This window comes from Piscinibacter sp. XHJ-5 (assembly GCF_029855045.1).
Taxonomy (GTDB): Bacteria; Pseudomonadota; Gammaproteobacteria; order Burkholderiales; family Burkholderiaceae_C; genus Albitalea.
The window spans coordinates 5137873-5161133 of sequence record NZ_CP123228.1 but is presented as its reverse complement, the minus strand read 5'-3'; the positions used below and the strand labels follow the sequence as shown (position 1 = coordinate 5161133).

The following is a 23261-nucleotide window of genomic DNA, read 5'->3' as shown; positions in this document are numbered from 1 at the left end:
TCTCAGGCCCTCAGACCGGAATGATGCCTCCGGACGAGGCCAGAACGGGTCGCCCCGATCCAGCGATGGTTGCGGGTTGCATGGCGTTCACACGGCCCAGCACGCGCATCCCAGCGCACCCCAGAAGCTTCTCAGGTCCGAGGCGGGAATCCGCGAGGCGGATGCCGCGAGGTGGTCGTGGCCATGGACCTGGCAGCGCTGGCTGCATGCGCATGCGCTGCGGCGCAGCGCCGCCTGCATCGTCGCGCCTTCCCTGTCGCCCCATGCCGCGTAGCCGCCGAAACGACGCACCGGCGACCAGTCCGGCATCGGCGGCGGCAGCGGCGCATCGTCCCAGCGGCCGAACTCGGCGGCCGCGTAGACGACCTTGCCGCCCACGATGGTCAGCAGTGAAGTGGTGTCCGCGATCTCCGATTCAGCGCATGAGAAGAAGTCGCGGTCGGCAACGACGAGATCCGCGAGCGTGCCCTCCCGGATCACGCCCTTCTCGCCGCGCTCGTCGGAGAACCACGCGACCTTCTCGGTCCACATGCGCAGCGCCGTTTCCCGATCCAGGCAGTTGCGCTGCGGATGGATCTGCAGGCCGCTGACCGTCCTGCCCGTGATCAGCCAGGCCAGCGACACCCACGGGTTGTACGACGCGACGCGCGTCGCGTCGGTGCCGGCGGAAACGGGAATGCCCTTGGCCAGCATGCGCGCCACCGGCGGCGTCGCCTCCGCGGCACCGGGTCCGTAGCGCTCGACGAAGTATTCGCCCTGATAGGCCATGCGGTGCTGGACCGCCACGCCGCCGCCGAGCGCGGCGATGCGGTCCATGGAGGCCTCGGAGATGGTTTCGGCGTGATCGAAGAACCAGTGCAGGCCGTCCAGCGGGATGTCCTGGTCGACGCGCTCGAAGACGTCGAGGGCGCGGCTGATGGTTTCGTCGTAGGTGGCGTGCATGCGCCACGGCCAGCGGTTCTCGGCGAGGACGCGCACCACCTGCTCCAGCTCGCCTTCCATCTCCGCGCCCATGTCCGGCCGCGGCTGGCGGAAGTCTTCGAAGTCCGCTGCCGAGAACACCAGCATTTCGCCCGCGCCGTTGTGCCGGAAGTAGTCGTCGCCCTGCTTGTACTTCGAGTCGGCCGTCCAGCGCAGGAAGTCGTCCTTCTCCTGCTTGGGCTTCTGGGTGAAGAGGTTGTAGGCGATGCGCACCGTGAGTTGTCCCGCATCGGCCAGCTTCCGGATGACCTCGTAGTCCTCGGGATAGCTCTGGAAGCCGCCGCCGGCGTCGATGGTGCTTGTGATGCCGAGCCGGTTGAGCTCGCGCATGAAGTGGCGGGTCGAATTGATCTGGTACTCCGGCGGCAGCTTCGGCCCCCTGGCGAGCGTCGCATAGAGGATGGCCGCATTCGGCTTGGCGAGCAGCAACCCGGTAGGGTTTCCTAAGCCGTCGCGCACGATCTGCCCGCCGGGCGGCTCGGGCGTGTCCCTGGTGTAGCCCACCGCGCGCAGCGCGGCGCCGTTGAGCAGTGCGCGGTCGTAGAGGTGAAGGATGAAGACCGGCGTGTCGGGCGCCGCGGCATTCAGCTCGTCGAGCGTGGGCAAGCGCTTCTCCGAGAACTGCTGCTCGGTGAAGCCACCCACCACGCGCACCCACTGCGGCGGCGGTGTGACCGCCACCTGACGCTTGAGCATGCCCATCGCGTCGGCCAGGCTGCGCACGCCGTCCCAGCGCAGCTCCATGTTGAAGTTGAGCCCGCCCCGGATGATGTGCGTGTGGTTGTCGCAAAGGCCCGGCAGGGCACGCCGCCCCCGCAGGTCGATCGCCCGGGTGTGCGACCCTGCGAGCGGCATGACCTCGTGGTCGCTTCCGACGCGCAGGAAGCGGCCGTCCCTGATCGCCACGGCAGTGGCGGCCGGCTTGCCGCGATCGAGCGTCGTGAAGAGGCCGCGGTGCAGGATGAGGTCGGGCGCGCTGGTGCTAGCCATGACGCCGTTCTCCCGAGGCCGGGCCGGCAGCAGCACTCGCGGCGAGCCGCATCTGCGCTTCCTTGCACTGCGGCAACTGGCCGAACACGTGCGGCTTGACTTGGTCGTGCAGCCACGAGGCCGTCTTGTCGGTCTTCAGCGAGTGCTTGATCAGCGGTGGGATCTGCTCGCCCACCAGGATTCCCAGCAGCCCGACCAGGGCGATGACGGGTGGCGCTGGGGAGCGCACGTTGAACAAGGCATAGATGACGCCGACCAGGAGGCCGACGGCCAGCGACACGAGGTAGGGCTTCATTGGCGACTCCATTCGATGGCGTCATTGGCGAGCAACACCGCGATCGACACATCGCGCAAAGGAGGTACCGGAGGGGCCCTCTCCAAGGAGACCCGACCGCCGGCATGCGCACCTAGGCTGCCATGGGCGTCGTGCCAGATTTCCCCGGAGAGCCCCATGAGCAAGACCGACTTCATTTCCCCCGCCAATGCCGCCCTCGTGCTGATCGACTTCCAGCCCGCGATGTACCAGGGCGTCGAGAGCCATGACCGCCTGAGCGTCATGCACAACGTCCAGGTGCTGGCCAAGGGCGCCCGCCTGTTCGGGTTGCCGACGGTGATCTCCACCGTGGCCAAGGACTCGTTCGCCGGACCCTTCATGCCCGAGGTGACCGAGCTGTTTCCCAAGGTGAAGGTCATCGACCGCACGTCGATCAACTCGTGGCTCGACGCCGGCTTCCGTGATGCCGTGGAGGGCACGCGTCGCAAGAAGCTCGTCCTCGCCGGCCTCTGGACAGAAGCCTGCGTGATGTTCCCCACGCTCGATCTGCTGAAGGCCGGCTACGAGGTCTATATCCCGACCGATGCCTGCGGCGACATCAGCCCCGAGGCGCACGAGCGCGCGGTGGATCGCCTGGTGCAGGCCGGTGCCGTGCCGATGAACTCGTTGCAGGTGCTGTTCGAGCTCCAGCAGGACTGGGCGCGCTCGGACACGTACGACGGCGTGATGGAGATCCTGAAGGCGCACTCGCCGTACGGCATCCAGGTGCGCTTCTCGAAGTGGGCACTGGGCGAGCACGCGAGCGAGGCGGGTTGAGCCGCACATGAACGGCCCGTACAGGGTCTTGCTGGGTGTCATCGCGTCGGCCGGCATCGGTGCGGCCGACGCGCAGTCGTCCGTGGTCCTCTACGGGCTGCTCGACGCGAGTGTGCGCGTCGTCGACGACGTGGGCGGCTCGCGGCTGGTCACCCAAGGCAGCGGCGACCAGCAGGGATCGCGCTGGGGTCTTCGCGGCGTGGAAGACATCGGGCACGGCGTGCGGGCGGTCTTCCAGCTCGAGAGCGGCTTCGGCGTCGACACCGGGACGCTGGCGCAAGGGGGCCTGATGTGGGGCCGCCAGGCCTTCGTCGGCTTGGCGTCACCGTACGGAACCGTGACCGCCGGCCGGCAGTACGACTTCATGGTGGAACTGGGCGCCTTCCATGCCGTGCAGGCCGGGACGGGCACGCTCGACTGGAACATCGGAGACAACGACCGCGTGGCCGGGCAGCGCCTCGACAACAGCATCAAGTACAGCCATCAGCGAGGCGCTCTCGGCTTTGGTGCGCTGTATGGCTTCGGCGAGAGGCCGGGCAGCGCGTCGCAGGCCAGCGGGCACAGCTTCATGGTCAGATACTCCGGCGACACGGTATCCATGGGAGCCGCGGCGACCCGTGTACGCGACCGCTCCATCACGCCATTTCCTGCGCTCGGCATTGGCTCGTTTCTCGGCGTTGCAACGCTCACGGGCGCCGGCGCTGCGGTGCAGGTGCCCTTGAGCCGCATCGACAACATCGGGTTCGGCGCGAGCTACAAGATCAGCAGAGCGACGCTGCTCGGTCTCTACACCGAAACGCGGATGCATGGCGCCGATCGCCAGGAGAAGCTCAGGAACTGGCACATCGGCACGCGATTCGCGGCCACGCCGAGCGCTGTGCTGGTCCTGAGTCTGAGCGAGTCGTGGCTGGGGGTGGCGTCGTGGAACCGCGGCGCGCTGGCTGCGGACTACTCTCTGTCGAAGCGCACCGATCTCTATGTCGCGGCCATCCACACGGAAGCCTCCGAGCCCGCCGTGAAAGCGGTGCTGTTCACCGTCGCACCCGCCGCCGGATCCAGGCAGCGTGCGCTGGTGGCCGGTGTCCGGCACCGGTTCTGACAGCTAGTCATCCACGATTCACGCCTTTTCACGCGACATCGACGAGGGAGTGGACGATCATTCGAGCGTCGCCGGTCGTCGCGACCGGCTGGCAAGGGGACAAAATGCCTGAACGCGTGCCCGGCGACGGCGAGGCGGCGCTGAGCGTCGGGCCGTTCACCCTGACGAGCCCGCCGCGCCGCCTGTTGTTCGCGGGCCAGGCTGTAGCGCTCGATGCTCTGTCGCTCGAGGTCCTGGCCGTACTGGCCGAACACCGGGGCGACATCGTCGACAGTGCCGACCTGATCGCGCGGGTCGAAGGCGAGGCGACCGTGGATGAAGTTCGCCTTTTCGGCTGCGTCGCCGCCATCAACAAGGCCATCGAAGAACGCGTGCCGACAGGCTGCTACATCGCGCACTTCCCGAACGAAGGCTTCATCCTGGTGGTTCCGGATGGCACCGAAGTGCCGCGCCGGCAAAGCGCACCCTCGCGTCTCACGTCGATCATCGGCCGTACCGAGGCGGTAGAGCAGGTGGTTGCGCGACTGCGCGAGCATCGGTTCGTCACGATCGTCGGCACGGGCGGCATCGGCAAGACGACGGTCGCGCTGGCGGTTGCGCAAGCGCTGGACGCCTCCTTCGACGACGGCATCTGCTTCGTCGACCTGTCGCCCGTGGCGGATGCGGCATTCGTGCCCGGCACGGTGGCGTCGGCGCTGGGGCTCTTTGCGCTTGCGGACAGCCCGCTGAGCGGGCCCTGGGCCGGGTTGCGCGACAAGAACATGCTCGTCGTGCTGGACAGCTGCGAGCACGTGATCGGAGGGGCGGCTCGCGTTGCGCAATCCATCCTCGCCGGTGGAGCGCAGGTCGCCGTGCTGGCCACCAGCCGCGAGCCGCTGCGCGCGAGCGGCGAATGGGTGGAGCCGCTGCTGCCGATGCGCCTGCCCACGGAGGACGCCAGGATGTCGGCTGCCGACGCGCTCCGCTATCCGGCGATCGAACTGTTCGTCGAACGCGCACGGGCAGCGAAGGCCGATTTCGGTCTGGAAGACTCGCAGGCGGCGCCCGTGGTCGCGCTGTGCCGCCGGCTGGACGGCATTCCTCTGGCCATCGAGATCGTCGCCGCGCGAGTCGCGGAGCTGGGCGTCCTCGGCCTGGCCGCTCAGGTGGAGAGCCGCGGACTGGAGCTGACGAGCAAGCGCCGATCCTTGCCGTCGCGGCACCACACGATGTCGGCGCTGTTGGACTGGAGTTATGAATCGCTGTCGGAAGTGCAGCAGTCCATCCTTCAACGCTTGTCGGTGTTCCGCGGCAACTTCAGCTGCGCTGCGGCGCGTGCTGTGGTCGTCGACGACGGCATCGATGCCGCTCGGGCCGACGGCGGGCTCGTCGAGCTGGTCGCAAAGTCGCTCCTCACCCAGGTGACGCGCGAGCCCTCCAACGGCTTGCGACTGCTCGACACCACGCGCGCGTATGCCGCGCGAAAGCTCGAAGGCAGCGGCGAGCGCAAGCGCATCCTGGCGCGCCATGCGAAGCACCTGATCGACCTGCTGGCGGATGCCGAGGGAGACTGGGAGCGGATGACGCGGCGCGACTGGCTGGGGTGCTACGCGCCATGGATCGACGACGTACGAAGCGCCCTCGATTGGGCGTTCTCGGCCGACGGCGATGCTTCGATCGGCATTGCGCTGACCATGTCGAGCTTCGCCCTGGTCCGCCAGATGGGCCTCGATGTCGAGTTCGTGACGCGTTTCGAGAAGTCGCTCGAGTTGTTCGCCGGCTTGCCCTCGTTGCCGCAGCCGGCTCTTGCGGCAGACACGGACGCCACGCGATCGCGCGAGGCGATGCTGGTGGCGGCGCTGGAAAGGACGACCCTGTACGAGGAACCGGCGGTTGCGGCCAGGCACCGTATCGCCTTCCTGGAGCGCTTGTGGATCTCGGCCGCCGTGCGCGCGGACTTCCCGGCTGCCACCCGCCTTTCGGCGCGCATCGGCCGTATCGCGCGCTCCGCATCCGATCCCATCGGTGCGCAGATCGCGATGCGTGTGCGGGCGCAGAGCCTGCACTTCATCGGCCATCACAAGACCGCCGGCAGTCTGGCGCAGCAGTTGCTCGCGCAGGCGCCGCGAAAGATCCCGCTCGGCTACAGCCCGTCGCCCATCGATGCGCGCGTCTGGATGCGCATCATCCTGGCCCGCATCCTTTGGCTGAAGGGTGCGGTGGAACAGGCGGCCACGATGGCCCGTGAATGCGTCGAACGCGCACGCACCAATTCGCCGATGGGGCATTTCCAGGCCTTGGCGTTTGCCGCCATCCCGATTGCCCTGTGGAGCGGCCGCGATGCCGCGATCGCCGAGGCGGTGGAATCGATCCGGGAGATCGCGAGCGCTAACGCGCTTGCTCAGTGGCAGCCCTGGGGCGATCGTTACCGCGACGCGTTGTCGCTGCGCCGGCTGGCGAAGGGGGCACGCGAAGAGGTGGAGCTGGCGCGGCCTCATGCGTCCGACGCCAATCTGCAGGACCATCTGTGCACCTTCGATGCGCGCTTCGTCACGGCGGCCGCAGTCGAGCGCGTGAACGCGGGCACGGTGGGCTGGTGCGCTGCCGAGATCCTGCGGGTGCATGGCGAAAGGATGTCGATGCGCACATCGGACGACCCGGCAGCGGACGGCGAAGCGATCCTGCTTCGCTCGCTGGCGCTGGCTCGCCGTCAGGAGGCGTTGTCGTGGGAACTGCGCACTGCCACGAGCCTGGCCCGGCGGTGGCAGGCACAAGGCCGCGCGGAGCAGGCTCTGGACTTGTTGGCGCCGATCCATGCGCGCCTCGCCGAGGGCCGCGACACCCCCGATTGGTTGGCCGCGTCCTCGCTGCTTGCAACCCTCTGACGTCAGGCGGCATGGAAACGATCGTCATTCGAGCTCGCCGTGTCGTGTTCGGTGCGGCAATGGCGGCACTCGCAGCTCATCCGCAGGCGCTGGCCCAGATCGTCGCGCAGCCCCCGGTGGCGCACCTTCCGGAGGTGAACGTCACCGCGGAGCGGATCGAATCGGCGCTGCACCAGACGCCGCTCTCGGTGGGCGTGATCGGCGCAGCCGAGATCGACCGCAAGGGCATCTTTCAGCTGCACGACATCGTCGGGGTGGTGGCCGGGGTCGCGGTTCCCAGTCCCTACGGCAACATGCCGCAGGCCGTGGGCATCCGCGGTGTCGGCGTGTCGCAGCCGGCGATGAGCCAGGCCGTCGGCATCTACGTCGACGACGTGCCGCTGATCCGCGGCTACGCGACTGCGTTGTGGGACCTGCCCGACATCGACCGGATCGAGGTGCTGCGCGGGCCGCAAGGCACGCTGCATGGGCAGAACGCCACCGCCGGCGTGGTGAGGATCGTGTCGATCGATCCGAGCCCTGTGGCCACAGCGTGGATCGCGGCGGGTGCGGGCAATCACGGCGCACTCGAGGCGCGCGGCTACGCAAGCGGCGCGCTCGGCAGCTCCACGTCCGGCAGCATCGCCTTCTCGCATCGGCACAACGACGGCTTCGGCCGCAACGCGAGCTTGAACCAGCAGGTGAACCGGCTCGATGCAACCCAGTTCCGCGCCAAGCTGCGGTGGGATGCGTCGCCCCGGCTGAACGCGGTGCTGGCCATCGACGGCTTGAAAGACCGATCCGACACCAACACCCTCAATTTCCCGCTCAACCATCCGAACGCTGCACCACGCGTCACCTTCACCACGGTGACCGACGGTCCCTTCAGGCGCGAGGCGCACGGTATCTCGCTGAAAGTCAGTGCGCAGATGGGCGACGGCCTCTGGCTGCGCTCCATCACGGGCTACCGGGCCTTCAGCGACGATCCGACGGTGGCCGATTGGGGTGGCCTGGAAGTGCAGCGCTTCACCTTGTCGCAGCGCATCGAGCAGAAGGCCGTTTCGCAGGAGTTCCAACTGCAGCGGCAGGACGAGCGCTTGAGCTGGACCGCCGGCGTCATGGCGGTGCGCGACCGATTCGACTTTCGACGCTTCAGCACCTCGTTTCCGCCGCCGGCGACTGCGCCATCCACCACCGAAGCGTCGACCCTGCAGCAAACGACAGACCTCGCCATCTACGGCCAGGCACGCTATGCGTTGAGCGCCAGCACCCGGCTCACCGCGGGGCTGCGGTCTTATCGCACCCGCCAGACCGCTTCGAACGAGTTCTGGCGGACGGACGCCGACCTGCAACGCACCGCCGCCGTGTACCTGGCGCGCGGCCTGACGACGTCGAAGTCCGGATGGCTGCCCAAGCTGGGCATCGATCATCAGTGGGCCCCGGCCGTCTTCCTCTATGCCAGCGTGGCGCAGGGCGCCAAGTTCGGCGGATTCAACCGGGCCGCGGAGTCGCAGTTGGCAGCGCAAGTGGCGACCGACCCCGAGAGAGTCACCGCGTTGGAGCTGGGCAGCAAGAGCCGCCACTTCGATGGCCGACTCGCCGCCAGCGTCGCGGTTTTCTGCAACGACTACCGCGACTACCTCGCGGCGCTGCGCGGTACGACGGTGAATGGTGTCCTTGTGCCGGATGCGGTGCTCATCAATGCGGGCAGGGCAAGAACCTACGGAATCGAGGTCGAAGTGGCAGCGAAGGCAACCGAGCGCGCCGATGCGACGCTATCGCTCGAGCTGCTGCGCTCACGCTTCGCCGAGTTCGCCAATCCTTCGGGTGCCGCCGGCTCCGACTTCGTCGGCAACGAGCTTCCCTTTGCGCCACGCCTCACCGTGGGCGCCAGTATCCGGCACCAGCAGCCGCTGCGCACCGGGGCCCGTTTGTCGTTCGAGACCTGGCTCCAGTACGTGCGAGCGCAGTACACGGATGTCGCCAACTCGCCGCAGCTCAAGGCTCCGAGCCAGACGTATCTGAACTTGGGCGCTGCCTACGCCACCGCGGACAAGCACTGGACGTTCTCGGTGCGAGTGAAGAACGCGCTCGACAAGACCTATGTCCTGCAGCCCGTCAGCGTGCCGCCGCTGGGTGTGGATGCCGCGCAGTACAACGCTCCGCGAACGTTGCTGCTCACAGCGCGCTACGACCACTGAGAATTGAGAAGCGCGAGCTTCTACGCCACCGCCTTTCGCTGCTGTCCCGGCGGCGCCACCAGCAACAGCACCGCGCTCGCTACCAGCGTGGCCGCGATCACGGCGAACATCGACAAGGGGCCGTGCATCGTCAGCAGCGGCAGCAGCAGCAGCGGCGCCAGCACGGCGCCCACCCGGTTCAGCGCCCACGCGCCGGCGATCGACGACGCGCGCGATCGCGTCGGGAACAGCTCGGCGCCATACACGTTCAAGGTCGACACGTAGAGCGACGTGAACACGCCGAAGACGATGCTCGACACGATGAGCCAGGCCGGCGAGTCGCTGACGGCGAAGCAGGCGCCGGAGGCGACCATGGCGACGGCGCTGACAGTCAGCGCCTTGCGCCGCTCGATGCTGTCGATCATTCCAGCGACCAGCAGCGTTCCGATGAAGGGGCCGCACATCGACAGCGCGACGTAGAGCAGCGTGTCGGACAGCTTGAAGCCCTTCTGCGTCAGCACCGCGCCGCTGAGCAACGGAAAGGCGACCGTCGCCCACGGGCTCAGCAGGAACAGGCCGCCGACCAGCGACCAGCGGCGCACCAGGCGGCCAGGTCGCGCCGCCTCCAACGCCTCGGCCGGACGTTCCTCGGGCACGGGATCGGGCTGGGGCAATCGCAGCAGCACCCTCGAGCGCTCGAATCGGCGGCATGCCTTCAATGCGGCGCCTTCGCGTCCCTCGGCCTCCAGCCATCGGGCCGACTCCGGCAGGGTCAGAAACAGGAGCCCCGCGATGGCCGCACCGGTGCCTCCGGCCACGAAGGCCCAGCGCCACGCTTCGATGTCGAGCGGCTGCAAGGGGGTCAGCCAGCGAAGCAGGAGGATGCCGGCCGGGGCCCCCAGCGATGCGACCGCGACGACCACGAAGATCAGCGTGCCGCGCCGGCGCGGCGGCATGAGGTCGGTCAGGTACGCGATCATCAGCGGCGGATAGGCACCCAGCGCGAGACCCGAGAGTCCGCGCAAGAGGGTGAGCTGAGTCACGTCGGGAGCGCCCGCGGCGCCGAACGAGGTGACGGCCAGCCAGAGCAGCAACCCGATCATGGTGCTCCGCCGGCCGTACCGGTCGGCCACCCAACCCAGCAACGGGGCACCGACCACCGCGCCCAGGTAGACAGCGGCCAGCAGCAGCGACAGTTGGTCGGTCCGTGCGCTGTGGGGCGGCGTGGAGAAGACCGGCGCCAGCGCGCTGCCCAGGCCGATCTCGAGCAGGTCGAAGGCAAACCCGAGTGCGCACAGCCCGAGGGCCCAGACGTGCATGGCCGTCAAGGGCAGCCGGTCCATGCGGCCGGCGATCGCCGCTTCATCGACTACACGCTGGAGCATGCTGCCTCCTCGGATCGGACCGCCGCGAACAAGACAACCATAGTCGCAAACGATGCGGCACGAAGGTCACGCGGTGCACGATTCACGCCAATTCACGCGCGCTGAGCTTTCACGATAATGGTCAGTCTCCAGCGGCCAACGGCGGCCGCTGCTCGCGAAGGACAAGCGAATCGGGAACGCCGGGGTGGACATGCTCGAATCGGCGGCGAAACGACATCCGTCCCAGCATGCGCTGGCCTTCGGCCCGTTCAAGTTGTTGCGGGCGGAGAGATTGCTGCTGGATGACGGCGTGCCGGTGCGCCTGGGCGGCCGTGCACTCGACCTGCTGACGGCACTGGTGGAACGAGCGGGCGAAGTGGTCAGCCGGGAAGAGCTCGACGCCTGCGTATGGCCCAAGACCATCGTCGAGGAAACCAGCTTGCGGGCGCACATTTCGGCGTTGCGCAAGGCGCTCGGAGACGGGCATGCAGGCGCCCGCTACATCATCAATCAGCCTGGACGCGGCTATTGCTTCGTCGCGCCGGTGTCCCGGGTGCCGGTGCAGGACCAGGATGTCCCGCGTGAACCTTCAGCCGAGGCACCCCGCGGCCTGCCGGTGCGGCTCACGCGAATGATCGGGCGCGACGAAGTCGTCCCGAAGCTTGCCTCGCAGCTCGAGTCACGCCGATTCGTCACCATCGTCGGACCGGGCGGCATCGGCAAGACGACGGTGTCGCTCGCGGTCGCCGAGGCTTGCTCGGGCCGCTACGCCGACGGCGTCTACTTCATCGACCTCGCGCCGGTCGCGCATGATCGCCTCGTGCCGAACGCGATGGCGTTCGGCTTCGGGCTGTCGCCTCCGGAGGACGATATCGTGGCCTGCTTGTCGAGCGCCCTGCGCAACAAGAAGGTGCTGGCTGTCCTCGACAACTGCGAGCACGTCGTCGATGCCGTGGTTCCTCTGGTCGAGCAGTTGCTGAAGCTCTCACCTGGCCTGCATGTGCTCGCAACGAGCCGCGAGCCGCTGCGCGCCGAAGGCGAATGGCTGCATCGCCTTCCGGCGCTCGGGATGCCGGCGGCAGATGAGCGGATCACCGCATGCCAGGCATTGGCCTATCCGGCGGTCCAGTTGTTTGTCGACCGCGCCTTGTCGGCCGTCGACGGCTTCGAGCTGTCCGACGAAGACGCTCCCCTCGTGGGCCAGCTTTGCCACCGGCTGGATGGCAATCCGCTCGCGATCGAATTGGCGGCCGCCCGCGTGGATCTGTTCGGCGTGCGCGGCCTGGCGCGTCAGCTCGACGCCCATGTGCTTCAGCTGAAGGGCCAGCGCTCGGTAGTCGCCCGCCACAAGTCCCTGGGCGTCATGCTGGACTGGAGCTACGAGCTGCTCACCGATCAGGAGCGTTCGATCCTGCGGCAGCTGTCGATCTTCAAGGGACGCTTCACGCTCGATGCCGCATTGGAACTGGTTCGGACGGTCGGCGCGGACGAGTCGCTGACGCCAGACCGTGTCTTCGACTGCATCATGGACCTGGCCGACAAGTCGCTGGCCATCAGCGACGCCGGCGGGGACACCGTCTGCTTTCGACTGCTGGAGCTGGCGCGCACCTATGCGCTGGAAAGGCTCGTATCCACTGGCGAGCACGCGATCGTGGCTGCCCGGCACGCTGAACTGGTTCTGGCGTTGATGCGTCGAGCCTCCTTGGCGTGGCCCGCTGCGGCGACCAAGCGCCAGTGGCTGGCGGAATACGGATGGGCGGTCGAGGACATCCGTTCGGCGCTGGCGTGGGCCTTCTCGCAGCAAGGCAGTCCCTACATCGGCTCATCGCTCGTGGCCACCGTGTGGCCGCTGGCCATGCAGATGAACCCCTTCGAGGACTCCGAAGCCATCGAGCGGGCCTTGAAGGCCGTGGCGACACTGCCGGACACGCCGCCGGAGCTCGAAATCTCCCTGCACATCGGATCGGCAGCCTTCCGACTTCTGCGCCGCGGCCGAGCAGGGGAGGCGTTGAGCGTGGCGCTTCAGTTGGCCGAGCAGAGTGGTGAAGCGCGTCTCGAGGCCGACGTTCTGATGGGATTGACGGTCGACGCCCTCGCGTCGGGCAGCTACGAACGTGCCACCGCCAACGCCGAGCGCCTCCAGTCGGCGGCTCGACGGTCGCGAGAGCCGCTGACGATGCTCGTCGCCGACCGCTTCGCCGCCCAGGCGTGCCACTTTGCCGGCGACCACGGCAGGGCGCGGGCCCTTGCCGAGCGTGTGCTCAGCCATCCGATGCCCCGCGGTTGGCTGGGGCCGGCGGGCATGATCGATCACAGCGTCTCGATGCGAATCGTGCTGAGCCGATCTCTCTGGCTCGAAGGCTTGGCGGACGAGGCCGCGATCATGGTCGAGCAGGCGCTCGACCATGCGATGGCCGACAGTCCGTCCGCACTGTGCCAGGCGCTCTCGCTGGCCGCATGCCCGGTCGCCCTGTGGCGCGGCGACACGCCGGCGGCGGAACGATGGATCACCCGCCTGGAGGAGGAGTACAGCAACCACGCGATGAAGGGCGGATGGTCCCCGGCGGCTGCGGGCATGCCGTGGCGCCGCGTGCTCGAGGCGCAAGCGCAGCCTCTCGAATCGCGTCGGCGGGAGGTCATCGCCGAAGAGGCGGCGAATACGCTGCAGCTCGATCATTTGATCAGCGCGCATGCGGCCTTCGTCACTCGCGACGCGGCAACCCGTGCGGGGAACGGCGGTGGCGGCTGGTGCGCGCCCGAGATCCTGCGTGCGCGTGGCGAAATGATCCTACGCGGTCGTTCGTCGGGCGCCAGCGTCGCGGCGGAGAGCCTCTTCCAGCGCGCACGGGCCATGGCACGCCAGCAGGGGGCGCTCGCATGGGAGCTGCGCGCGGTGACGAGCCTGGCCGCACTGTGGCGCGATCTCGGGCGCGGTTCCGAGTCGCTGGCCGCGCTCGAGCCGGTGGTGGCCCGTTTCACCGAAGGGTTCACGACCGCCGACTTGCGCGCCGCGGCGGCGTTGCTCGAGACGCTGCGTACCGCTTGACGCGGATTCACATCGATTTACTCGCGCATCGACGCTGAGCGAACCAAGATTGCCTTCAGCGCGGACCCGCATCGAGGTCCGTGGCAAAGCGGAGGTCTGCCATGGTTCCCGTCGAAGCGATCAGGGTTCTCGTGCTGTACCGCGATGCGCTGGTGTCGAACGGGCTGTCAGCGACTTTGCGTGAACAGCCGGATGTCGACCTCGTGAGCCCAGGGCCATGTGCCTGCGATACCCCGCTGCGGCCCGGCGACGGCCGCCCGGATGTGGTCGTGGCCGACTACGAAAACGGCCTTGCACTGATCGCGAGCGCCCGCGCCCGCCAGTCCGTACCGCACGCACCGAGCCTCAACGTGCTGGTGGTGACGCACCGCGACAGCGAGCGCGAGATCCGCTACGCGCTCGAGCATGGTGTCCGCGGCTACCTCATTCTCGGCTGCGGCGTCGACGATCTCGTCGATGCGGTGCGAACCCTTCACCGCGGGGTGCGCTACGTCGGCGCAGTTGCGGCGCGTCGCTTGGCCGACAGCGTGGCTTGCGAGTTGTTGACGGCTCGCGAGACAGACGTGCTGCGCCTGGTCGTCGAGGGGTACGGCAACAAGACGATCGCCAAGCGCCTCGATATCGCGATCGGCACGGTCAAGACGCATCTCAAGGCGATCTTCCAGAAGCTCGAGGCGAGCAGCCGAACCCAGGTGGCGGCCGTGGCGGAACGGCGTGGCCTGCTGGCGACTCCGGAGGACCCGCCGAGCAGTTTCGCGTCCGGGTCCCGGGAAACGAGGCGCACGGCGGACGAGCCCGTGCTCGAGGCGATGTCCTGATCCCAACTTTCAAGGAGCAGCCATGAAGCGTCTGACAGGAAAAGTGGCCATCGTGACGGGTGCCAGCTCGGGCATCGGCCGCGCCACCGCCAAGCTCTTCGCCGCCGAGGGTGCCAAGGTCGTGGTCGCCGCGCGCCGGAGTGCCGAGCTCGACCGGCTGGTCGGCGAGATCGAAGCGGAAGACGGCGAGGCCGCTGCGCTCGCCGGCGACGTGCGGTCCGAGCCGTTCGCACAGGCGCTCGCAGCGCTGGCCGTGTCCCGCTTCGGCCGCCTCGACATCGCATTCAACAACGCAGGAACCATCGGAGAGTCGGGGCCAACGACGGACATCTCGGAGGCAGGCTGGTCCGAAGCGCTCGTCAGCAATCTCACCAGCGTGTTCCTCGGCGTCAAGCATCAGCTTCCGCAGATGCTGAAGCAACGCAGCGGATCGATCATCTTCACCGGAACTTTCGTGGGGTACAGCTTCGCCTTCCCGGGCGTCGCGGCCTATGCCGCCAGCAAGGCCGGCCTCATCGGATTGATGCAGGCGCTCGCCGCCGAATACGGCCCACAAGGCATCCGTGTCAACACGATTCTTCCCGGCGCGGTCGACACGCCGATGTACCGCGGGGTGAACGACACGGCCGAGGCACAGGCCTTCGTCACGAACCTGCATGCGCTGAAGCGCGTCGCGGCGCCGGAGGAGGTGGCTCGCTCGGTGCTCTACCTCGCCTCGGACGACTCGTCGTTCGTCTCCGGGACGGCCTCCCTGATCGACGGGGGCGCGTCCGTCACGCGCACCTGAGCGGAGCCGCCGCCGAGCGATCAGCGCGGCGCCGCGAGCTTGCTGGAGTCGGATCGTCCGTATGGCGAAATCGGTACCTGCTCGCGCCGCAGGGAACGCACCTGCAGCGTCACGCCCCCCACGAACAACGCGAACACCACACCGAGCACGACTTGCAGCCCGGTCGCTTCCTGGCTGGCAAAGATCGGCGCGCCAGCCGGAAGCCGCGTGGTCGTCTCGATGATGCCGGGGACCCAGTGGAAGAAGAAGCTGGTGGAGTAGGCGATGGTCTGGACAAGACGCGATGCCCGGCCGACCAGTCGCGTGCCGGCTGCGGCGCCCACGATCAGCGCGATCAGCGCAAGGACGCCGAGAACGTGGGGCGGCCCGAACCCGCCGTGCTGGAAGATTCCGAAGCCCGTGAGGCACGTGATCACTGTGGTGATCACATAGACGCGTCCCGACGTCGTGGCCGGAAGGATCTGCCTGTACCGGACCATTGCGTACAGGCCGGCGAGCACGGCGACGAGGCTGAAGGCGGTGTGAACCACACCGAGCGAGGTCAGGTTGAGCATGTCCATTCCTCCAAGGGGCCACGCCTGGCGGAAGTTGCGCAGGCCGGACCATTCTTTCGGTGGCTACCCGACCGTCGAAGACTCGCAAGGGTCGCTTCGGAATGCCTCCGAGGGGAGACGCTTCCACGCGGCGACTGAGCGCCGCCCAGGTCCACCAGCCGGGCCAGCGTGTCATGAAACGACTGCCCGACGCATGCGGCAACGCAGACGCCTACTGTTGGTTGGAGGGCTGCGTGGCGGCCCGATGCGAAGGAGAAGGCGATGGACGCAGGGAGCTATGAGCTTCGCTACGCCTCGTTGTCCGTTCAGGGGCGGGGCTACGTCTTCCCTTGCGACGAGTCCGGGGCCGTGGACATGAACCGCTTGAGCGAGCGGGGACGGAACGACTATCTGTTTGCACGTGTCGTCGTCGGTCATGAGTTGGGCCGACCCGTCGTCAGCCCGATCCCTGACGAGCACCGTCGCTCGAGCGAGGGCTGATGCGTTCGCCGCGTCCAACGCCTAGCCCCGCGACCGAGCCGGAGTGCGACAAGCGGATCGCAGCCTTGCTGCGGTGCGGATCGCTGAGTGATGACGCAGCATCGTCCAACGACGATATGGCGTCGGACAAGTGGTCGATGAGCTTGCGCACTCGCAGCGGCTGGTGCTGCCGGGAGCTGTAGGCGAGATGGACGTCGAGCGATGCTGCCTGCCAGCCCTCGAGGATGGACTGCAATTCGCCGGCATCCACGAAGCGATCAGCGAGGAAGCAGGGCAGCAGGACGATGCCGGCACCGTGGATGGCTGCGGCGATCAAGGTGTCGACGCTGTTCGAATTGAGCACTCCGCGGGGTGACGCTGCATGTGTTTCCTGCGTGTGGCGGTGCTTGAACTGCCAGTGGGGGATGCCGTGACAGGTCAGGCAGTCATGGCGCTGCAAATCGAAAGGATGCTCTGGCGCACCGTTCCTCACGAGGTAGGACGACGATGCATACAACCCGAGGCGCGCGACACCGATCTTGCGCGCGATCAAGGACAGTCGCAGTCCGCGCCCTACACAGATGGACAGATCGGCTTCATCGTCGATCACGTCGACGCAGTCGTCGACCAGGCGCAGGTCCACCGAGACCCCGGGGTAGGTGGATCGGAAGTCCGCAAGCGCCGGGCCCAGCATCTGACGGCCATAGGACGCCGGCGCCACGAGTCGGACGGAGCCCGCCACCTCCGTCCCGCTCAGGCTGCTCATCGCCTCCATCGCGCGGAATTGGTCGATGAGTCCACATGCTTGCTCGAGAACGTTGTGACCCACGACCGTCAGCGCAATGCGACGCGTCGTGCGCTGCAACAGTCTGACCCGCAGGTGCGCCTCCAGGTCCTGCACCGCGCGCGTCGCGACCGAGCGTGAGATGCCAAGCGCCTCCGCCCCCTTGACGAAGCTGCCGTGCTCGACGATCGACTTGAACACCTCGAGGGCTTTCAGGCGATCCATGTGACTCTCCATGCTTGCGTCTGCAAGAGTCATTCTGGGATCGCGCCGGATCGGATGGGACTCCCTTTCGTGCACCCGGCGCACTCCGCCATACGGGAGAGCTCTGTCGACGCGCGCACTCCGGCTCATCGATGCGAAGAACTCTAGGGAAATCTGCGATCTCGCATCGGCCATATGGCGGGGACTTTTCCTGGCCGAACGAGAGCCATCCGGAACGCATGCCTCAGGCAGGCTCCGCCGGCTGGGTATCGACGACGCTGATGAAGGCTGCCGCAAATCCTGATGCTGTGGAGACTCGGTCGCCATGGGCGCCCCTGCGCACCCGAACGTTTGCCGTTGTGTGGACGGCAAGCCTCACGGGCGCGATGGGCACCTGGATGCGCGACGTCGGCGCAGGGTGGCTGATGACGTCGCTTTCTCCATCCGTGACCTACGTTGCGCTGGTGCAGGTGGCAACGTCGCTGCCGATCTTTCTTCTGTCCTTGCCTGCAGGAGCGTTGGCCGATATCGTCGACCGGCGAAGATCGCTGCTTTGGCTCAACGCGTTGCTGGCTGCTGTCGCCTGCTTCATGGGCGTGGTCGCCGCAAGCGGAGGAATGACGCCGGTTCTGCTCGTGGGTTCGTTGCTGCTGGCAGGCGTCTTCGCTGCCCTGGTGCAGCCGATGCAGCAGTCCTTGACGCCGCTGCTGGTGCCGAGGGCTCAACTGCGCACCGCCGTGGCGCTGAACGGCCTCGGGTTCAACGTCGCACGAGCGACCGGGCCGGCGATTGCGGGTGTGCTGATCGCGGTATCGGGCGTCGCCATCACCTTCTTTCTCGATGCGTTGAGCTACGCCGTTTTGTTCGGTGCGTTCTGGTGGTGGAAGGGCGCATCGGCACGCGCTTCCAGCGGTCCACCGGAGAGCTTGCTGCCGGCCATGCGTGCAGGGATTCGATACGCGTTGCATTCGGTGCCGCTGCAACGCACTTTGCTGCGAGCGGCTTCCTTCTTCATCTATGCCAGCGCGCTTTGGGCGCTCCTTCCGGTGATCGCGCGCCGGCAACTCGGCGGAGGCCCCGGCTACTACGGCGTGTTGCTGGCCTGCGTGGGCGCAGGCGCGGTCGTTGGCGCTGTGGCGCTGCCGAAGCTGCGAAGCAAGATAGGCAGCGAGGGCGTCATGCGTCTCGGCATGGCGGCCGCGGCAGGTGTCCTGCTCACGCTGGCCTTCGTCAAGAACCCCTTGATCGCTGCTGTCGCGATGGCGCTCGCAGGCGCCGCCTGGATCGCGGTGCTGACGACCGTCAATGTGTCGGCACAGACAGCACTGCCCGACTGGGTTCGCGGCCGCGGCCTTGCCGTCTACCTGACCGTGTTCTACGGCGCGATGTCGATCGGCAGTCTGCTTTGGGGTGCCGTGGCGGACGCCGCGAGCGTGGCGGTGTCGCTCTCGATGGCGACCTTGACCGGCATGCTGAGCCTGGTTCTCGGCTTCTTGAAGCCCTTGCCTGCTGGAGAGGCGGACCTGACGCCCTCGATGCACTGGCCCGATCCGACCGTCGCACCGGCCATGCTGACCAGTCTTGAAGCGGACCGCGGGCCCGTGCTCATCACCGTCGAGTACCTGGTTTCGCCTGGCGACATCGAGGCGTTTCTCGCGGCCGTGCGCGAGTTCAAATCCGAGCGGCTTCGCGACGGCGCATTCCTGTGGGGCATCTACGAGGACACGGACCGCCCGGGACGCTTCCTGGAGCATTTCCTGGTGGCCTCGTGGCTTGAACACCAGCGGCAGCACCGGCGTGTCTCGATGGCCGATGCCGACTTGCAGGCATTGGTAGTGCGTTTTCACCGTGGCACCGAGCGGCCACGGGTCGAGCACCTGATTGCACCGCCCCACTAGAACAACGGTGCCCTGGGCCGAGATACCGTGGAACGAAGGCTGGCTCGGCATCTTCATGCATGGCGAGCGAACCCTTAGACGGTTGGAACCGTGCCGCCATCGATCACGTGCTCGGTGCCCGTGATCGAAGCCGCGCGCGGCGAGACCAAGAAGGCGATCAGATCCGCCACCTCTCGCGGCTTGGCGGGACGGCCGAGCGGAATGCCGCCGAGGCTGTTCATGATGACCTGCTTGCCGCCCTCGTAGTCTGTGCCGGCCTGCGCCAATCGCAAGGCCTGGCGTCGCGCGCCAGACACCGGCTCAGTCCTGCCCGATGTCGGCTCGGATCGATGATTGGCGGCTCGAAATCATCAGCCTTGGGGCGTCCAATACTGAATGCGTAGGTGAGTGCAGGAGAAGCGCGGTGGCGCCGATGTACGACAGGCCCCGCGATGGACACGTCTTCACCTCCGGCCCCCGGTCCCCGACGCACTGGCGGAGACACGCTGGCGGTCGGCTGGGCGCTCACTCCATCCGCACAGACCGCCCGCGTCAAGGTCTCGCGCGCCGGCACGGAAAGCGTCACGCCCTTCAAGCCTGCCGTCTCGATCAGTACCGGCTTGAGGCCGCACAGATCGTCGGCGCAGGCCCCAGGAACTCTCGCCCGTCGAGCCACGGCGCGTGCGAGGAGATCATCGCGCGCTCGACGATGTTTTCCAGTTCGCGGAAGTTGCCGGGCCATTTGCCGCGCAAGCCTTCTCCAGACTGGGAAATGCCGAGGCGCATGAAGACGAGCCGCGGCGAGCAAGCGGACAGCAGAGCGGGCTCCCTAATCTGCAGCCCATTGCGCTGGCGGACTTCATGGCCCTGATCGCGTGTACCCGCATGACACGGCCGCTTCTCGCCATCGCCGCGCCGACGACGCACTGATGGCAGGTGGCGCGCGTCGCTTCATCCCTCCATGCAAAGGAACCCATCATGAAAACGAAGATCGCGTTCGCCGCGTTCCTCTCCGCCGCCGGTCTGTGTGCCCAGGGCTCTGCCATTGCCGTCACCACCGTGCCCGCAACCCTCTGCAAGACCTACGGTGCCACGGCAGTGTCCGGCTTGTCATCCAGTCACACCGGCCTCTACAACACGAACCCGGCGCCGGTCAGCGTGATCTGCCCGGTGCCGCGCACCAGGCCGGCTGCGGCCGATGGCTACCGCGCGTTCGTCAACGGCAGGCAGCCGACTGGAACGACGCTATCGTGCACGCTCCACAGCCAGCGGCACGACAGCTACACGCTCGGCGCGTCCACTTTCGCGCGCGTGGGCGACCCAACCCCTGGCGGCATCGTACGGATGTCGGCCGTGCTGACTGTCGACAAGGTGTCTCCGCTGTCCTATCAGAGCGTGTGGTGCTCGCTGCCGCCGGGGGCCAAGCTGTTCGACATCGAGCTGGTGCAGTGATGATGGACATCACACCACGCACGATGCCCGTTCGCCGCCACTCGACCGTGCGAGGCGCCTGCGCCCTGACCGGCCTGACCGCTGTGGCAGCCGTCGCGCTGGCGCTGGCAGGCTGCGGCGGTCGGCCCGACGACGCCGACGAACACGACGGCACCGCAGCCGCGGCGGCCGCCGGTCCGGCGTCGCCACGCGCGCTGGCGCCCTCGGTGCCCCTTTCGGCGATCGCTTCGTCGCCGCAGGAGGGGTTGGGACAGATCAGGGAGCAACTGCACAGGCTGCGCAGCGAGGTGGCGGATCTGCGGCAACGCATGGATCGCATCGCCTCGATGGCCAAGGAGTCCGATCCCACGCCGGCCGATCCGCGCGGCTATGCCAATGCCGTCGCGCAGGCCGAGCAGGTCGATGCGCAGCGCCTGGCTGCAAGCGAGTCGGCGTTCCGCGGCGAACCGGCCGACGTCGCGTGGGGCCAGCGCGCGATGGCTGCGGTGCGCGACGCGTTCGCGCAGGGCAACGAGGCGATGGTCAGCCAGATCGGCAGCATCGAGTGCCGCTCGCGCAGCTGCCGCGTCGAGCTCGGGCCCGAGGCAACGGAAGCGCTCGCGCACGAGTTGCCGATGATCCTCGGCCACCTGTCGTCATTGCTTCCCCATGCCGCCGCCGGCCAGGTCGATCAAGGCAATGGCCGGCAGTCCACGCTGCTGTACCTGTCGCGCTGATCGCGGCGCGCACCGCCTTCGTTCTCCAACTCATCCTCACCTTCAACTGGAATTACGATGAATCAAGCCACCTTTTTCGCCGTCTCCGCCCTCGCATGGGGCATGTCCGCCGCTCCCGCCTCGGCCGAAATCCCGGCCTCGGCCGACCTGATCGGCGGCGTGCCTGACTCCAGCACCCCCGCGCGCAATGCGATCGTGTTCATCAACAGCGCCGGCGCAGGCTGCACCGGGACGCTGGTTGCGCCGGATGTCGTCGTGACATCCGGCCACTGCATTCCGACGTTCGGCCGGACACCGATCGCCAATGGACGCTGGGAGCGCATGGCGCCCGGCGTGTCGAGCGTGGTGTCGTTCGGACCCAATCCCGCCGCACCGATCGCGACGGCGCATGCCGACTGGATCAACTACTCCGGCACCGACGACATCGTCCTGATCGGGTTGCGGGCGAGGGTCCCTGCGTCGGTCGCGGTACCGCGCAAGATCGTCTACGACCGTCCCGCCGACCTGGATGCGGCGGACTATCTCTACCACTCCGGATACGGAGCCGGGTCGCCGGTGCGGCAGGTCGGCTATTCGAGGGAGTACCGGCCCTTCCGCTCGCTCGCCGATCCGGCGCAGGCCGACAACTACTTCTGCTTCAACGACATCTACGGCTCGCTCGGCCCCGGCGATTCCGGATCGCCCGTGCTGTGGGGCGGCCCCGAGGGCGCGGTGATGGGCGTCTACCAGGGCACCGCGACCTGCAAGACCGCCCTCGAGCATCCGAGCGCGCCGGTCACTGGCGAGAACGACGGCGCCGTGATGACCTTCGGCAAGGGCAACACCTTCGGCACGAAGGTCAACGTCAGCCAGTGGCTCAAGCGCAATGTGCAGCGGTCGTTCTGCTCGCGCAACGGCTCGACGGCGAGCGTGTCGGACGGCGGCGCGCACGTGAAGCTGATGAACTGGTGGTCGGCTGCCCGTGCGGACAACTTCGCGACGACGCAGGCGGGGTGGGCCGGCTGCTTCACCGACTGGGACTACGAGGTGGACCATGACGGCTACCGCTACTTCCGCCACGAAGGCTGGGTGCCGTCGCCGACGCGCCCGCAGCCCTACGGCACGCAGCCGCTGCACGTGTGGTGGAACTCCACCTCCCGGGACAATGCGACGACGATGTCGGCGGTGCCCATCGCTGGCGGTGCATGGACGAGGGGGCCGCTGCTGGGCTACGTGTACACGTCCTCGACCCGCACCACCGGGCTGGTCCCGCTGCGGCTGTGGTACAGCAGTTCGCGCCAGGACTACCTCACCACAACCAGCACGGTCGACTACACGTCGAGCGGCTACGTTCGGGTGGGTACCGGCATCGGCACCGGCGGCGCGGGCGTGATCGGGTACATCAAGCGCTCTGACCTCGTGCGGTGATGCGTCCAGTGGTCGGTCCGGCGACCTCGCCGGACCGACTTCGGCATTCAGTCATGACATGGGCCAGGAACGGGAGAAGGGGGTCGAGTGATCGGCGACGGCTCACTGGCGCAGGGGGTCGACCCTGGGCACCTTCGGGTCGGCCGCGGGCTTCGGCGCCGGCTTGGGCACCACTCTCGGCACCGGCTTGGGACCGGCCACCCCAGTCGTGCCCGAGATGGCCCCGGACGGCAGGCGGCCATCCGGTCTGACGGTGCTACCGGTATTCGTCCCTTGCCTGCGCGCCAGGGAACAATCGGCCGGAGGAACGCACGGGGGACCCGGACGGGATGTGAGCGTGTCGGGGCTGGTCGTGCCGGCCGCCTGCGTACCGGAGCCGAATTGGCATCGTTGGCCGGACCACTTGCCCCCCTGGCTCTCGCACTGCACCTGCTTCGTCGAAACGCCGGCGTTTCGAGACGGTGCCCCGCTGGTCGCGGCGGCAGACAGGCAGAACGGAAGCAAGGCCAGCAGCCATGCCGATTGACGGCAAGCCGCCGTGCGGTCGGCGATGCGCTGCTCAAGAGTCGTGATGCGGAACATGTCGCTTCCTTCCATGTGACAACGAGGG

Annotated in this window: 18 protein-coding genes and 1 pseudogene; 10 read left to right on the top strand and 9 right to left on the bottom strand. The window is 67.7% G+C overall.

All coding sequences use genetic code 11. The features are described from left to right. Positions 1 to 87: 87 nt before the first annotated feature. Both P7V53_RS24330 and P7V53_RS24325 read right to left on the bottom strand, forming a co-directional pair. Positions 88 to 1971: an amidohydrolase gene (locus tag P7V53_RS24330; RefSeq protein WP_280152074.1), complete on the bottom strand. Its 1884-nt coding sequence runs from the start codon at positions 1969 to 1971 to the stop codon at positions 88 to 90. Continuing rightward, the gene (locus tag P7V53_RS24325) at positions 1964 to 2266 is read right to left on the bottom strand and encodes a XapX domain-containing protein (protein ID WP_280152073.1); all 303 of its coding nucleotides are present in this window, start codon (positions 2264 to 2266) and stop codon (positions 1964 to 1966) included. The genes P7V53_RS24330 and P7V53_RS24325 overlap by 8 nt, the downstream gene beginning before the upstream one ends. Positions 2267 to 2422: 156 nt before the next feature. Between P7V53_RS24325 and P7V53_RS24320 the strand changes: the two genes are divergently transcribed. The 3 genes from P7V53_RS24320 (at position 2423) to P7V53_RS24310 (ending at position 9204) form a co-directional block, all read left to right on the top strand. Further along, a complete protein-coding gene (locus P7V53_RS24320) occupies positions 2423 to 3061 on the top strand; it encodes a hydrolase (RefSeq protein ID WP_280152072.1) in 639 nt (212 codons plus the stop codon). Positions 3062 to 3068: 7 nt separating this feature from the next. Further along, complete coding sequence (locus P7V53_RS24315) at positions 3069 to 4160, top strand: porin (RefSeq protein ID WP_280152071.1); 1092 nt, start codon at positions 3069 to 3071, stop codon at positions 4158 to 4160. A gap of 2875 nt (positions 4161 to 7035) precedes the next feature. After that, positions 7036 to 9204: a TonB-dependent receptor gene (locus P7V53_RS24310; protein WP_280152070.1), complete on the top strand. Its 2169-nt coding sequence runs from the start codon at positions 7036 to 7038 to the stop codon at positions 9202 to 9204. A 20-nt stretch (positions 9205 to 9224) separates the two neighbouring features. Here P7V53_RS24310 and P7V53_RS24305 read toward each other — a convergent pair whose 3' ends face one another. Both P7V53_RS24305 and P7V53_RS24300 read right to left on the bottom strand, forming a co-directional pair. Further along, a complete protein-coding gene (locus P7V53_RS24305) occupies positions 9225 to 10568 on the bottom strand; it encodes an MFS transporter (protein ID WP_280152069.1) in 1344 nt (447 codons plus the stop codon). Between the two features lie 121 nt (positions 10569 to 10689). Further along, complete coding sequence (locus P7V53_RS24300; protein ID WP_280152068.1) at positions 10690 to 11034, bottom strand: hypothetical protein; 345 nt, start codon at positions 11032 to 11034, stop codon at positions 10690 to 10692. Positions 11035 to 11277: 243 nt separating this feature from the next. Between P7V53_RS24300 and P7V53_RS24295 the strand changes: the two genes are divergently transcribed. The 3 genes from P7V53_RS24295 (at position 11278) to P7V53_RS24285 (ending at position 15198) form a co-directional block, all read left to right on the top strand. Beyond that, positions 11278 to 13593: a hypothetical protein gene (locus tag P7V53_RS24295; RefSeq protein WP_280152067.1), complete on the top strand. Its 2316-nt coding sequence runs from the start codon at positions 11278 to 11280 to the stop codon at positions 13591 to 13593. A 101-nt stretch (positions 13594 to 13694) separates the two neighbouring features. Then, entirely contained in the window at positions 13695 to 14411 is a 717-nt protein-coding gene (locus tag P7V53_RS24290) for a response regulator transcription factor (RefSeq protein WP_280152066.1), read from the top strand. Between the two features lie 22 nt (positions 14412 to 14433). Beyond that, entirely contained in the window at positions 14434 to 15198 is a 765-nt protein-coding gene (locus P7V53_RS24285) for an SDR family oxidoreductase (RefSeq protein WP_280152065.1), read from the top strand. A gap of 20 nt (positions 15199 to 15218) precedes the next feature. Here the strand turns inward: P7V53_RS24285 and P7V53_RS24280 are convergent, their stop codons facing one another. Both P7V53_RS24280 and P7V53_RS24270 read right to left on the bottom strand, forming a co-directional pair. Next, complete coding sequence (locus tag P7V53_RS24280; protein WP_280152064.1) at positions 15219 to 15752, bottom strand: hypothetical protein; 534 nt, start codon at positions 15750 to 15752, stop codon at positions 15219 to 15221. 436 nt (positions 15753 to 16188) lie between these two features. After that, positions 16189 to 17220 (bottom strand): LysR family transcriptional regulator, encoded by a 1032-nt coding sequence (locus P7V53_RS24270; RefSeq protein WP_280156607.1) that lies wholly within the window; start codon positions 17218 to 17220, stop codon positions 16189 to 16191. Positions 17221 to 17438: 218 nt separating this feature from the next. Between P7V53_RS24270 and P7V53_RS24265 the strand changes: the two genes are divergently transcribed. Then, positions 17439 to 19097, top strand: coding sequence for an MFS transporter (locus P7V53_RS24265; protein ID WP_348273450.1), 1659 nt, complete (start codon positions 17439 to 17441; stop codon positions 19095 to 19097). Positions 19098 to 19171: 74 nt separating this feature from the next. On the opposite strand, the pseudogene P7V53_RS24260 reads toward P7V53_RS24265, so the two are convergent. Both P7V53_RS24260 and P7V53_RS24255 read right to left on the bottom strand, forming a co-directional pair. Then, a pseudogene (locus tag P7V53_RS24260) lies at positions 19172 to 19360 on the bottom strand (SDR family oxidoreductase); the annotation flags it as partial. A 325-nt stretch (positions 19361 to 19685) separates the two neighbouring features. Beyond that, positions 19686 to 19862: a hypothetical protein gene (locus P7V53_RS24255; protein ID WP_280152062.1), complete on the bottom strand. Its 177-nt coding sequence runs from the start codon at positions 19860 to 19862 to the stop codon at positions 19686 to 19688. A gap of 192 nt (positions 19863 to 20054) precedes the next feature. On the opposite strand from P7V53_RS24255, the gene P7V53_RS24250 reads away from it, so the two are divergent. From P7V53_RS24250 to P7V53_RS24240, 3 genes are read left to right on the top strand one after another with little or no spacing between them, the layout of a single operon-like run. Beyond that, complete coding sequence (locus P7V53_RS24250; RefSeq protein ID WP_280152061.1) at positions 20055 to 20528, top strand: hypothetical protein; 474 nt, start codon at positions 20055 to 20057, stop codon at positions 20526 to 20528. Between the two features lie 23 nt (positions 20529 to 20551). Beyond that, the gene (locus tag P7V53_RS24245) at positions 20552 to 21244 is read left to right on the top strand and encodes a hypothetical protein (protein WP_280152060.1); all 693 of its coding nucleotides are present in this window, start codon (positions 20552 to 20554) and stop codon (positions 21242 to 21244) included. Positions 21245 to 21301: 57 nt separating this feature from the next. Further along, on the top strand, positions 21302 to 22651 hold the full coding sequence (locus P7V53_RS24240) for a trypsin-like serine protease (protein WP_280152059.1): 1350 nt from the start codon (positions 21302 to 21304) through the stop codon (positions 22649 to 22651). A gap of 102 nt (positions 22652 to 22753) precedes the next feature. On the opposite strand, the gene P7V53_RS24235 is transcribed toward P7V53_RS24240, so the two are convergent. Continuing rightward, positions 22754 to 23233, bottom strand: a complete 480-nt coding sequence (locus P7V53_RS24235) for a hypothetical protein (protein WP_280152058.1) — start codon at positions 23231 to 23233, stop codon at positions 22754 to 22756. Between the last annotated feature and the right edge of the window lie 28 nt (positions 23234 to 23261).